This window comes from Kineosporiaceae bacterium (assembly GCA_016713225.1).
Taxonomy (GTDB): Bacteria; Actinomycetota; Actinomycetes; order Actinomycetales; family Kineosporiaceae; genus JADJPO01.
In genome coordinates this window covers 585,250-597,824 of record JADJPO010000002.1, presented here as the reverse complement: position 1 = coordinate 597,824, position 12,575 = coordinate 585,250, and the positions used below count along the sequence as shown (strand labels likewise).

9 protein-coding genes and 2 pseudogenes are annotated in these 12,575 nt (G+C 70.7%); 5 read left to right on the top strand and 6 right to left on the bottom strand.

The genetic code is table 11. From position 1 onward, the window contains the following. Position 1: 1 nt before the first annotated feature. Complete coding sequence (locus IPK24_08710; GenBank protein MBK8075627.1) at positions 2-1,714, bottom strand: amidohydrolase; 1,713 nt, start codon at positions 1,712-1,714, stop codon at positions 2-4. Between the two features lie 276 nt (positions 1,715-1,990). Here IPK24_08710 and IPK24_08705 point away from each other — a divergent pair, with 276 nt between their 5' ends. From IPK24_08705 to IPK24_08690, 4 genes and pseudogenes are all read left to right on the top strand, one after another. Then, positions 1,991-2,326: an STAS domain-containing protein gene (locus IPK24_08705; GenBank protein MBK8075626.1), complete on the top strand. Its 336-nt coding sequence runs from the start codon at positions 1,991-1,993 to the stop codon at positions 2,324-2,326. Continuing rightward, the gene (locus IPK24_08700; protein MBK8075625.1) at positions 2,323-3,075 is read left to right on the top strand and encodes a GAF and ANTAR domain-containing protein; all 753 of its coding nucleotides are present in this window, start codon (positions 2,323-2,325) and stop codon (positions 3,073-3,075) included. Before IPK24_08705 ends, IPK24_08700 begins: the two co-directional genes overlap by 4 nt. Positions 3,076-3,155: 80 nt before the next feature. After that, a pseudogene (locus tag IPK24_08695) lies at positions 3,156-3,851 on the top strand (GAF and ANTAR domain-containing protein). Between the two features lie 133 nt (positions 3,852-3,984). Next, positions 3,985-4,458: a universal stress protein gene (locus IPK24_08690; GenBank protein MBK8075624.1), complete on the top strand. Its 474-nt coding sequence runs from the start codon at positions 3,985-3,987 to the stop codon at positions 4,456-4,458. Between the two features lie 50 nt (positions 4,459-4,508). On the opposite strand, the gene IPK24_08685 is transcribed toward IPK24_08690, so the two are convergent. Together IPK24_08685 and IPK24_08680 are read right to left on the bottom strand one after the other, a co-directional pair. After that, complete coding sequence (locus tag IPK24_08685) at positions 4,509-5,303, bottom strand: CAP domain-containing protein (protein MBK8075623.1); 795 nt, start codon at positions 5,301-5,303, stop codon at positions 4,509-4,511. A 67-nt stretch (positions 5,304-5,370) separates the two neighbouring features. Continuing rightward, a complete protein-coding gene (locus IPK24_08680) occupies positions 5,371-6,180 on the bottom strand; it encodes an SAM-dependent methyltransferase (GenBank protein ID MBK8075622.1) in 810 nt (269 codons plus the stop codon). A 126-nt stretch (positions 6,181-6,306) separates the two neighbouring features. Here IPK24_08680 and IPK24_08675 point away from each other — a divergent pair, with 126 nt between their 5' ends. Continuing rightward, positions 6,307-8,457: an EAL domain-containing protein gene (locus IPK24_08675; protein MBK8075621.1), complete on the top strand. Its 2,151-nt coding sequence runs from the start codon at positions 6,307-6,309 to the stop codon at positions 8,455-8,457. 43 nt (positions 8,458-8,500) lie between these two features. Here the strand turns inward: IPK24_08675 and IPK24_08670 are convergent, their stop codons facing one another. The 3 genes and pseudogenes from IPK24_08670 to IPK24_08660 all read right to left on the bottom strand — a co-directional run bounded on the left by IPK24_08670 (position 8,501) and on the right by IPK24_08660 (position 12,501). Next, positions 8,501-10,708, bottom strand: a complete 2,208-nt coding sequence (locus IPK24_08670) for a molybdopterin-dependent oxidoreductase (protein MBK8075620.1) — start codon at positions 10,706-10,708, stop codon at positions 8,501-8,503. Positions 10,709-10,718: 10 nt separating this feature from the next. Continuing rightward, positions 10,719-10,856 carry a DUF3553 domain-containing protein gene (locus IPK24_08665; protein ID MBK8075619.1) on the bottom strand — a complete coding sequence of 46 codons (138 nt, stop codon included), beginning with the start codon at positions 10,854-10,856 and terminating at the stop codon, positions 10,719-10,721. 295 nt (positions 10,857-11,151) lie between these two features. After that, positions 11,152-12,501, bottom strand: a pseudogene (locus IPK24_08660) (DEAD/DEAH box helicase). Between the last annotated feature and the right edge of the window lie 74 nt (positions 12,502-12,575).

Genomic DNA, 12,575 nt, shown 5'->3' with positions numbered 1-12,575 from the left:
CTCAGATCTCGTGGACCACGCGCCCGCTCGCCACGGTCAGCTGCACCGTGGCATCCGCCAGCGGCGCCCTCCCGCCCGCGGCGAACCCGTCGGCGAACACGTCGACGTCGAGCATCGCCAGATCGGCCCGTGCGCCCACCCGGATCGCCCCGGCCTCGTCGTCGTGGTTGACGTAGGCCGAGCCCGCCGTGAAGGCGTCGACGGCATCGGCCAGGGAGAGCCGCTGCTCGGGCAGGAACGCAGCGTTGTCGCGGTGCTCCGGGTCGATCCGCGTGACGGCAACCTCCAGCTGCTCCAACGGGTTCGCCGTGGTCACCGACCAGTCGCTGCCCATCGCCAGACGCGCACCGGCCGCCCGGATGGTCTCGAACGGGTACTGCAACCGAGCCCGATCGGCACCCAGGAACGGGATGGTCAGCTCGTCCATCTGCGGCTCCGACTGAGCCCAGTAGGTCTGGCAGTTGGCGACGACGCCGAGGGCGGCGAAGCGGGCCAGGTCGTCCGGCTGCACGATCTGCAGATGCGCGATGTGATGACGCCGGTCATGGTCGCCGTGCACCGACCGGGCCGCCTCGATCGCGTCGAGCCCATGGCGCACCGCCCGGTCACCGATGGCGTGCAGGTGCACCTGGAAGCCGTGGCCGTCCAGCGCGGTGACCGCCTCGATCAACAGCTCCCGATCGACGTAGGACAAGCCGCGGTTGTCGGTGTGACCACCGCATCCGTCGCAGTACGGCTCGAGCAGGGCGCCGGTGTAGTTCTCCAGCACGCCGTCCGTCATGATCTTGACCGTGGTCGGGAAGAACCCGGCCACGCCGGAGCCGGCCTGCTGGGCCGCACCGAGCGCCCGCTCCCGTTGGGCCAGGAGGTCGTCGATCTGATCCAGGCCGCGATGCCGGTCCCACCACAGCGCCCCCACCACCCGTCCGGTCAACCGGCCATCGGCCGCCAGAGCGCGGTAGGCCTCCAGGGTGCCCGGGATCACCCACGCGTCCTGCCACCCCGTGATGCCCAGGCGGTGCAGGAACGCCTGCCCCTCGAGCACGGCGTCCTGCCATTCGGTGGCCGTCGGAGTGGGCACGACGGTGTCGTTGAAGGCGTAGGCCGCACCCTCGTGCAGGGTGCCGGTCGGCTCACCCGTGACCGGATCCCGCTCGATGCGGCCGTCGGCCGGGTCGGGGGTGTCGCGGCCGATGCCCCCGAGCTCGAGCGCCCGGCTGTTCACCCAGGCACCGTGGACGTCCCGGTTGAACAGGAAAACCGGCCGGTCCGGGACGACGGCATCCAGGTCCTCGCGGCGCGGCGTTCCGCCGGGGAAGTACTCCATGGCCCACCCACCGCCGATGATCCACTCCTGGTCGGGGTGCGCTCCGGCGTAGGCAGCCACGGCGTCGAGGTAGGCAGCCTTGCCCTCGAGATCGTTCAGCCAGACCCGTAGCCGGTTGCGACCGGCGAACGGTGCATGGACGTGAGCATCCTGAAAGCCCGGTACGACCAATCGATCCGGGGCGTCGACGACGCGGGTTCGGGGACCGACCCACTCGGCCATCGTCGCGGCGTCCCCCAGCGCCATGATGCGGTCGCCCCGCACGGCCAGGCCTGTGGCCCAGCCACTCGGCGCGCCGTCCAGGGTGGGGGAACACCGCACTCGCGCCCGCGTGATGACCAGATCTGCCGGACCGGTCGCGGGCTCACGCGCTGCCGATCGATCCATGCCCACCGGGCACCACCTCTCGCTTCAGGCTGCCGAAACGGCTCAGCATAGGCGGCAATGATGGGCGAGCCAGGGCTCGAGATGCGCGTCAGCGCATGGCGGACGACCCTCGGTGGCCCTGGTGGAAGACGGGTCAGCGCCGTAGCATCAAGGTGATCAGGTGCACGGTCGAGATGCCCGAGATGCTGCGGCAGGCATTCCGACCTGTTCACCCCACGTGTCGCCCCGGACCCGGTGATGCGCAAGAGGCTCTCTTGTGCCCGGGAGGCGGTTGCCATGAGCACCACCGCTCTCCTCGTGGACGTCGCGGTCACCCCTTGGTGGACGCTGTTCGTCATCGGCGACCTGGACCTCGCCACGGGCCCCGACCTCGACGTCCGGATCGATCGGACCGTCGCTCAGCATCCGGGTGACGGTCTGATCCTGGACTTGTCCGAGGTGACCTTCATGGACTGCGTGGGGCTGCATCCCATCATGCGCGCCCGCAATCTGCTCACTGATCACCTGTGTCTACGGGGCGTGCACGGAGCAGCACAACGGCTGATCGAACTCGCCGGGGTCGAGGCGAGTCTGCACATCCTGGCGGACGGCGAATCGCCGGCTCACCGGTGATCAGTCCGACCGACCGGCATGCTGCCGTCCAGGCGCTCATCGCCGCGCAACCGGCCGAGCCCGAGGAGTCCGCCGCCCCGCACGGCCGGGCCACCGGCACGGTGGATTGGCTGTGCCGGCTCTGCCGCGCGACGGTCCGAGCGCTGTCGGCCACCGGGGCCGCGGTCACCGTGATGACCCCCGCCGGCGTGCACGCGACAGCCGCGACGTCCGGACGCGACGTCCCCGCATTGCAGAACCTCCAGATCACGCTCGGCGAGGGGCCGGTCATCGATGCGTACGCCTCACGCCGACCGGTCCTGGTGCCCGACCTGCGGACCGCAGCGTCGCGCTGGCCCGGGTATGCCGCCGGCGCCCTGGAGTGCGGCGCCCGGGCGGTGTTCGCCTTCCCCCTTCAGATCGGGGCTGCCCGTCTCGGCGTGCTGGACATCTGCCGCAGCGCTGCGGGCATGCTGACGGCCGTCGGCCTGCAGCAGGCGGTGACGTTCGCCGAAGTGGCCGCCGAGACGCTCCTGCACGGGCAGGCCGGCGCCCCACCAGGGCAGACGGAGGCGGGCCTGGACCGCGCCCTGGATTCCCAATTCGTGATCTACCGGGCACAGGGGATGGCGATGGTCGACCTCGGGGTCAGCCTCGCCGAGGCCATGGCCCGGCTGCGCGCCCACGCCTACGCCCATGACCGCCCGCTGCAGGACGTCGCGCGCGACGTCGTCGAGGGCCGGCTCCGGCTGGAATCCGATGGCCCGTGATGCGATACCCCAGCACCGGGCAGCACCGGGCAGCACCGAGCCACAACAGACCTACAGTGGACGACAAAAGGGAGGCCGCGATGCCGACGGTGTCACGAGAACGACTGGCCGAGGTCTTCGTCGAGGTCGCGGACACCTTGGTGGACGACTTCGACCTGATCGAGTTCTTGCGCAACGTGACCGTTCGGACAACCGAGCTCGTCGACGTCGCCGCCGTCGGCCTGTTGTTGGCCGATGCCCACGGCCAGCTGCAGTTCATGGCCGCCTCCGACGAACGGACCCGACTGCTCGAACTCTTCCAACTCCAACACCACGACGGCCCATGCCTCGATGCCTATCTCAGCGGGCACCCGGTGGTGAATGCCGATCTACCGCTGGCCACCGAGAGATGGCCGACCTTCGCTCCCCATGCCACACGCCTGGGATTCCGTTCCGTGCACGCCATCCCGCTGCGACTGCGCAACAAGGTGATCGGGGCGCTGAACCTGTTCGGCACCCATGCCGGGGTTCTGGACGCCGACGAGATCACGGTCGTCCAGGCCTTGGCCGACGTCGCCACCATCGGACTGCTGCAAGAGCAGGCCGTGCACCGCGCCGAGATGCTCGCCGAGCAGTTGCAGGGCGCGCTGAACAGCCGAGTGATCATCGAGCAGGCCAAGGGCGCCCTCGCTCGCACCCATGGGGTGGACGTCGACAGCGCCTTCGTCGCGCTGCGCAGCTACGCCCGGCAGCGAAACCTCAAATTGCTCGATGTCGCACGCGCCGTCCTGGTGGATCCCGGCAGCATCCCCGATCTGACCCGGCCCCGGAAGACTCCACCTCGCCCCCTAGCAGAGCACGTCCAAGCGGCCCTTGGACTCACGCGCCACGCGCGACACCGTGCCACGCTGAAGGCATCGAGGAGGAGCCATGAGCACGTCGGATCAGAGCGCATCGCAGCAGCACGATCGCACCCGTCGGGTCATCGTCGGCATCGACGGGTCGGCGCGGTCCCGGGAGGCACTGACCTGGGCGGTCACCGAGGCCAGCCTTCGCGGCGCGGAACTTCACGCCGTCACCGCCTGGTGGGTTCCGGGGGGCTACGGGGACGTTTGGATGATCTCCCCCGGGGCCGACTATGCGACCGAGGCGGGCAAGATCCTGGACGCCGCCCTCGTCGAGGCGCTCGGCCCCCAGGAGGCCCAACTCGTGCACCGCCACCTGGTCGAGGGAAATCCGGCCAACGCCCTGATCGATCTGGCCGGGCCTGGGGACCTGATCGTGGTCGGCTCACATGGGCACGGCGGCTTCGTCGGGGCGCTCATCGGTTCGGTGAGCCAGCGAGTGGCAGCCCACGCCCAGTGCCCCGTGGTGATCGTGAGGCATCCCAAGAACCAGCACTGACCAGCACCGACTGACCAGCACCGACCGGCAGCAATGACCGGCGGCACAGATCAGGGCGTGCCGAAGTTCTGCGTCCAATAGATGCCGTACGAGCCGCCGGTGGCGACCCCGACGCCGAGTTCCTTCAGCCCGCAGTTGAGGATGTTGGCCCGGTGGCCGGCACTGTTCATCCAGCTGCCCATGACCGATGCCGGCGAGCGCTGCCCCGCGGCGATGTTCTCGGCGGCCGCGCTGTAGCTGTAGCCCGCGTCCTTCATCCGCTGGAACGGTGAGCGCCCGTCCTGGCTGGTGTGCTCGAAGTAGTTGTTGGCTGCCATGTCGGCGCTGTGGCGCTGGGCAGCGGTGGCCAGGCGCGAGTTCCAGGTCAGGGCGGGGCAGCCTGCGTTGGCCCGTTCGATGTTGGTCAACCGCAACACCTCTCGAGCGTCCGAGGACGCCGGGGCTGCGGGCGGTGTCGTGACGGTGGGCTTCTGCGTGGGCTTCTTCGTAGGCGGTTTCGTGGGCTGTTTCGTGGGTTTGGGCGTCGTCTTCGGCTTGGCTGCCTGAGGAGTGCGCTGGGCCGCGGTCGGGCGCGGTGACGCCTTCCGGACGGGCGCCGTCGAGGTGACCGGACTGCTCGACGGGCTCGCCTGGAGCCGAGTCACCGTCGCGGGCGAGGCCGCCGGGGCAGCCTGCGAAGGGGCGTTCGGATCCGGCGAGACCTGACCTGCGGACTGCGCAGTCCGCAGCGAGGACGAGCCGGGCAGGAACCCGACCGTGGCGAGCACCGTCCCCCCGGCCAGACCGGCGGCAGCAGCCACCACCGCAATCAGGACACCGGGCCGGTTCGAACCAGGGAACGCCATGCCCTCACCGTCTCAGCCCCCGGCCCGGCTTGCGCCAAGGTGATGTCAAGACCGGGTCGAGAGTTCCTTAGATCCGGGCCACCCCGGCCAGCGCGCCGTACCGCTCGGGCCGATCGCCGGCGTCCAATGGGCCGTCCGGACGCCACAGCGGCAGGTGCACCAGGCCCGGCTCGACCAGTGGCAGGCCGTCGAACTGCGCGGTCAGCTCCGCCCGCGAGCGCAGGTAGATCGGGGTGCTGGTGCGGTTGGAGAGCTTCTGCCCCTCGATGACCTCGGGAGGCTGGTCCTCGTGGGTGACGTTCACCAGCGCCACATAGCTGCCGGGTGCCAGGACCCGTCGCAGCCGAGCGACGATCCCGGCCGGGTCGTCCTCGTCGGGGATGAAGTGCAGCACCCCCAGCAACAGCAGCGCGATCGGGGCGTCGAAATCGAGCAGCTCCCGGGTCTGAGGATGATCGAGGATGGTCGCCGTGTCGCGGGCGTCGGCCTGGATCACCGTGGTGTTCGGGGTGTCGATCAGCATTGCCCGGCTGTGGGAGACCGCGACCGGGTCGAGGTCCACGTAGACCACTCGACTCGCCGGATTGGCCTGCTGGGCGACCTCGTGCACGTTGCCGACGGTCGGGATGCCCGAGCCGATGTCGAGGAACTGGGTGATCCCGGCGTCGCAGAGGAAGTTCACCACGCGGCGCAGGAACGCCCGGTTGGCGCGCATGGTGTCGCCGATGTTCGGTGACATGCGAGTGAGCGCCTCGGCCAGTTCTCGATCGGCCTCGAAGTTGTGCGCACCGCCCAGGAAGTAGTCGTAGACGCGGGCTCCGCTGGGTCGCTGGATGTCGAGCGGATCGAGGCCGTCGGCCCAGGTCGGCTGGCTCATGGAGATCTCCTCGGGGTCCGTCGTCCGTGATGTGACGCCTGAGCTGGCCGAACCAACCTAGCGAGGCGAATCGTCCCGTGGAATCACCAAAGCTGGATTAGGCCGTTTTGGCCGTAAGATCACCTCGTGACCGCCGGGTTCCCCGCGTCCGCGCTCTCGGGTGATGGGGCCGCCATACTGCGAACGGCCCTGATCTCGCACTGGGCCGACGGTCTGGCACGCGCTGTGTACCTGCCGATGTCCCCCCGGGAGTTGCGGGTGTTCCTGCGTACCGCGGCCGACCAGCTGATCCGCGCGGTGGCGGCCGAACCACCCGATCTCGAGGCGGCCCGAGGCGTGGGACGACGTATGGTCCAGACCGGCCTGATCGCCGACGTGGTGATCCCCGCGACCACGACCGCCTTGGCCACCCACCTACCCGCCCTGACCCGGGCGCACGGCTCGACGGCGGGCGACCACGCCACCACGCTCGTCCTCGGGGCCGTGTTCGACGGGTATGTCGACGCCGCCCGGCGCCGCGTCCTGGCCGAGCAGGAGGCCGTGCGCCGAGCCGAGGCCGAGGCCCGCCGCCAGGCCGAGGAGGCCATGCGGGTCAGCGAGGCCCGGTTCCGCACGATCTTCACCGACGCCGCCGTCGGCATCGGCATCGCCGACCTCGGCGGACGGATCGTCGACGCCAATCAGTCGTTCGCGGCCATGCTCGGCTACACGGTCGAGGAGTTCTGCCGGCTCTCGGTGTCCGACTTCGTCGACCCGGACGACGCCCAGGGCATGTGGGAGGTCTACGAGGAGATCATCGCCGGACGCCGCGACGTGGCACGGATGCAGAAGCGCTACCGGCACAAGGACGGTCATCAGGTCTGGACCGAGCTCACGGCATCGTTGATGCGCGACCGCGACGGCACGCCGCAGTTCACCGTGGCCATGGTCGAGGACATCACCGCACGCCGCCGATTGCAGGAGGAGTTGCGCTACCAGGCGGTTCACGACCCCCTCACCCAGTTGCCGAACCGCGCGCTCTTCCAGGAACGTCTCTCGACCGCCTTCGCCACCCCGGGCAGCCGGATCGGGATCTGCTATCTCGACCTGGATCGCTTCAAGATCATCAACGACACGCTCGGTCACCACGTCGGTGACGAGTTGCTGGTGCTCATCGCCCGGCGCCTGAGTGACGAGGTCTCGGCTCGCGGACACCTCGCCGCGAGGATGGGGGGCGATGAGTTCGTGATCCTGGTGGTCGACCCACCCGAGAACGCCCTCACCGAACTCGCCGACTCGGTGCTCGAAGCGCTCGCCCGGCCGGCCCACGTCCTCGGTCACGACCTGCGCGTCTCGGCGAGCATGGGAGTGGTCGAGACCCGGGTCGAGGAGACCACGCCCGCCGACGTCCTGCGCGCGGCGGACGCCACGCTGTACTGGGCCAAGGCCGAGGGCCGCAATCGATGGGCGACGTTCGACGCCGAACGCAACGCCCGGGAACTCGCCCGGTACTCCCTGGCCGCCACGCTGGTCCCGGCGCTGGACGCCGGCGAGTTCGCCGTCCACTACCAGCCGATCGTCGACCTGGGGGACGGCCGCATCCGAGGCCTCGAGGCGCTGGTGCGTTGGCACCACCCCAACCTGGGCTGGCTCCAGCCGGAGCGATTCGTCGATCTCGCGGAGGAGACGGGCGCGATCGTGCCGTTGGGACGTCACGTCCTGCAGCAGGCCTGTGCACAGGTGGCGCGATGGAACCGCGGTCACCCCGGCGACGCGCTGTTCGTCAGCGTCAATGTCGCGATGCGTCAGACCTGGGAGCCGGGCCTGGTGGACGACGTCGGCGAGGCACTGCGGGCCTCGGGCCTGCCGGGGCACCTGCTGCAGCTCGAACTCACCGAGAGCGCCCTGCTCGACCCGGGCGGCAGGGCGGTCGAGGCCCTGACCGCACTGGCCGACACCGACGTGCGGATCGCGATCGACGACTTCGGCACCGGGTACTCCAATCTCGGCTACCTGCCCCGGCTGCCGCTGCACACCCTCAAGCTGGCCAGCGGGCTGGTCGAGGGCGAGCTGCTCACGGACCAATCCCCGTTCCTGTCCGGCCTGATCACGTTCGCCCATGACCTGGGGCTGCACGTGACCGCCGAGGGTGTGGAGACCTCCAGCCAGGCGAAACGGCTGCGCGACACGGGCTGCGACACGGCGCAGGGCTGGCTGTTCGGCCGCCCGGCCACCTGGCCCCACCTGGTTCGCGAGCACCTGGGACCCGTCGCCCACACCACCGCGATGTCCCGGTAACACCCACCCCCCAACCCGCTCATGCTCCGCAGGTGACGCCTGATCACCCCGAATCGGGGCCGAGAAGCGTCACCTGCGGAGCATCGGCGGTCACCTGCGGAGCATGAGCGGGTTGTGGGGTGGGTTGGGGGGTGGGTTGGGGGGTGGGGTGGGCGGGGGCCAGCCGGACGCGGTTGTCGGCGAAGACGGCGCCGCCACCGTGGTCGGATCGGCCGTCGGCAGTGGTGGCGTTCACCGAGGTGCCGGATCGGCCCGGCCGCAGCCCCTTCGTGGTGGCGAGCACCCCTGGCCGGACCGCGTCGCTCACCCGAGCGATGGCCTCGAACGAGCCTCGATCGTTGTGCACCAGAACGGATTCCCCATCCCGGACGCCCCGCGACGCGGCGTCGTCCGGGTGTACCAGTACCTGGGCCTCGCCCGCCCGGTGGTGCAACGGACTGCCACTGAAGGTCGAGTTCACCAGGTAGTGGTTGGCCGCCGAGATGAGCACCAGGCCACCGTCCACACTGTCCGTGCCGCCCTCGCCGCCTTCGCCGTCCTCGCCTCCCGCCGAGCTGTCGACCGCAGGCTCGTGGGGCGGCACGTACTGCGGCACGAGACCGATGCCCGCCGCCTCGGCGGCGGCCGAGGCGAACTCGAACCGGCCGGACGGCGTCGCGAACCGCTCAGCGAACGGCAGGAACGGCTCGGGCCGGGGTAGTCGCTGCCACCCGGTGCGCCGCAACGATTCCGGAGTGATCCCGGCCATCTCCGGACTGTCCAGCGCGGCCCGGGCCAGCTCCAGGTCGTCGGCGTACACCGCGGGCTCGGTCACCCCGAGCGCATGCGCCAGACCGCGGAAGATCTCGGTGTGTGAACGACATTCCCCCGGCGGCGGCACAGCCGGCTCGTTCCACTGCACGTACAGGTGGCTGTAGGACTCGGTCAGGTCCAGATGCTCGAGCTGCGTCGTCCCGGGCAGGACGACGTCGGCGTAGCGCGCGGTGTCGGTGAGCCGATGGTCGACCACCACGGTGAACAGGTCCTCGCGGGCCAGGCCGTCACGCACCCGCTGCTGGTCGGGGTTGGACAGCACCGGGTTCGCGGCCCACATCATCAGCACGGTGACCGGCGGGTCCTGCCGGTCGAGCAACTCCCGGCCGAGCGAACTCATCACCAACGACCGGGTCGGACCGGCCGGGCGCAGATCGGGACGGCCCAGTGCCGCCTCGTTCCAGCCATACGCCGGCCCGGTCGAGTAGCACAGGCCACCACCGTGCCGGGCGTAGTCACCGGTCACCGCCGGCAGGCACGAGACGGCGCGCAGCGCCGCAGCCGCTCCCCCGTGCCGCTGCATCCCCATCAGCGCCCTGATGCCGAGCGGGCGGTGGGCCGCGATCAGGTCGGCGAACCGCTCGATCTCGGACGACGCGAGCCCACAGACCTCGGCGGCTCGCCGCAGCGGCCACTGGGCCAGCACCTGGTCACGAAACAGCGGCCAGCCCAGGGTCGAGCGGTCGAGGTAGGCCTGGTCGACAGCGCCCTGCTCGCTCAGCCGGGCCATCACGGCCAGGGCGAGCGCGGCGTCGGTCCCGGGCCGGGGCGCCAGATGGACGTCGGCACGGGCCGCGGTGCGGGTGCGCACCGGGTCGATCACCACCAGGGGGGCGCCACGATCGCGCCCGGCCGTGACGAACGGCCACAGGTGCAGATTGGTGGTCAGCGTGTTGGTACCCCAGAGCACGATCAGCCCGGAATGCGCCAGATCCTGCGGATCCATCCCCGCAGCCGACCCGGTGGTCAGGGCCATCCCTGCATGGCCGGCCACCGAACAGATGTTGGGGACGTGCCGACTCGCGCCCAGATGATGGAACAGCCGCCGCCCGGCGCCGCCCAACCCCTGCACCATGCTCACGCTGCCGGTTCCGGCGTAGGGCCAGATGGCCTCACCGCCGTGAACCTCGATCGCCTCGCGCATCCGTGCCGCGATCTCGGGGAGTACCTGGTCCCAACCCACGCGTTCGAACTGCCCGGATCCCTTGGGTCCGATGCGGCGCAACGGATACAGCAACCGTTCCGGCGCCGCCGCGACCTCCGGGTAGCGGTTCACCTTGGCGCACAGGCCGCCCCGGGTGAACGGATGATCGGCGTTGCCCCGCACCGCGGTCGCCCGCTCACGGCCGACCCCGTCGGATTCGACCGTGACCACCCATGAACACCCGTCAGGGCAGTCGAGCGCGCAGGCGCCGACCACCTCGCGTCGGGTGAGCACGGGGTGTGCCTCAGAGCCGAGAGAAGCCCTTGGTTCCGGCCGGGATGCGTTGGATGCCGGCCGCGCCGAAATCGACGATGATGTCGCGCTCGGTCACCTCGACAACCTTGCCCATGCCCCAGCTGTCGAGGGTGACACGGTCGCCCACCTCGAATCCTGCAGTTGTCGGAGGCACGTGCGCCTCACGGGTGAACGGGCTGGTGGGAAGCACTCGGCCCCGGGCGGGTGGTCGGCTCGACATCTTCCCAGTGTGACGGCTTTGCCGCCGGTCGGAAACCATCTCAGTGATGACGGGACCGTCCGGACGAACCGGTACCGGCGGCGAACCCGGCCGAACCCGCTGAACGGCCCTGTCGGCCCTGCCGACCCTGCCGGCTCTGCCCACGGCGTCCGGCACCGGGACGTGATCCGGAGGCGCCGGTGTGCGAGGCCGCGCGCGGCCGCACCACGATGGGGGCGCCCGAGGCGCCCATGGTCAGCACGGCGTCATGCCCGGGTGATACCGATTCGACCAGCGCCTCGACGTTGGCATCACGGTGCAGACGACGCATCGTCGACATCTCGGCGGCCTGCACGAAGGCGACGACCGTGCCCGCGCTGCCCGCCCGCGCCGTCCGACCGGATCGGTGCAGGTAGTCCTTGTGGTCGGCCGGCGGGTCGTAGTGCACCACCAGGTCGACGTCGTCCACGTGGACGCCGCGCGCAGCGACGTCGGTGGCCACCAGGACGCGGGTACGACCGTCGGTGAAGTCCGCCATCACGCGCTGGCGGGCGCCCTGGGTGAGGTTGCCGTGCAGGGCCGCGGCGTCCACCCCTGACACGGTGAGCTGCTTGGCCAGGCGGTCGGCGCCGTGCTTGGTGCGCACGAAGAACAGGGTGCGCGCCGGGCGAGCGGCCACCTCGGCCGCGATCTTCGACTTGTGGTCACCACGGACCACGAAGACCCGGTGGCTCATCGAGCTGATCGTGGCCTGCGCGGCCGCGACGGCGTGCACCGCGGGATCGGTCAGGTAGGTCTCGACCAGCCCGGCGACGCCGCGGTCGAGGGTGGCCGAGAACAGCAGCCGCTGGCTGTGGGCGGGCGTCATGTCGAGCAGCTGCTTGACCACCGGCAGGAAGCCCAGGTCGGCCATGTAGTCGGCCTCGTCGAGCGTGGTGATCTCGACCGAGTCGAGCCGGCAGGACTTGCGCTCGATCAGGTCGATCAGCCGACCGGGCGTGGCGACCACGACGTCGACGCCACGGGTCAGGGCGTCGATCTGGCGGCCGTAGGCCTGCCCACCGACCACTGTGGCGACCCGCAGCCCGAGCACCTCGGCCAGGGGGGCGAGGTTGGCCGTGACCTGCAGTGCGAGTTCGCGCGAGGGCACCAGCACCAGCGCCCGCGGCGCCTTGGGACGACGCGCCGCGCCGTCTCGGCCGTCTGCGCCGGACGGGCCGGCGGCGAGGCGGGTGAGGATCGGCAGTCCGAAGGCGAGGGTCTTGCCCGAGCCGGTGGCGGCACGGCCCAGCACGTCACGACCGGCGAGAGCGTCCGGCAGAGCCCGGGTCTGAATGGCGAACGGGCGCTCGATCCCGCCGCGGCGCAGCGCCTCGATCAGCGGGGCGGGCAGGCCCAGGTCGGCGAACGAACCCAGCGCGGGTGGGTCGAGGGCGAGCGAGGCGTCCAGGGCGGCGTCCAGGGCTGTCTGAGCAGTCGTGGCGGGACGCGACGGACGGGGGGAAGAGGTGGATCGGGGACGGTTCGACCGGCCTGCGGACGCAGAACGGCGCGGCGCGAAGGATCGCGACATGAAAGGTGATCTCCATCGATGGCAGGGGGCCGCAAGAATCAGTGGCCTCGTGCCGCGGACCGCGAAGAACGGGC

Bases quoted from the DNA above. Each gene is read 5' to 3' on its own strand.
- IPK24_08685 (MBK8075623.1), bottom strand. From the start codon at position 5,303: ATGGCGTTCCCTGGTTCGAACCGGCCCGGTGTCCTGATTGCGGTGGTG.
- IPK24_08710 (MBK8075627.1), bottom strand. From the start codon at position 1,714: ATGGATCGATCGGCAGCGCGTGAGCCCGCGACCGGTCCGGCAGATCTG.
- IPK24_08680 (MBK8075622.1), bottom strand. From the start codon at position 6,180: ATGAGCCAGCCGACCTGGGCCGACGGCCTCGATCCGCTCGACATCCAG.
- IPK24_08690 (MBK8075624.1), top strand. From the start codon at position 3,985: ATGAGCACGTCGGATCAGAGCGCATCGCAGCAGCACGATCGCACCCGT.
- IPK24_08705 (MBK8075626.1), top strand. From the start codon at position 1,991: ATGAGCACCACCGCTCTCCTCGTGGACGTCGCGGTCACCCCTTGGTGG.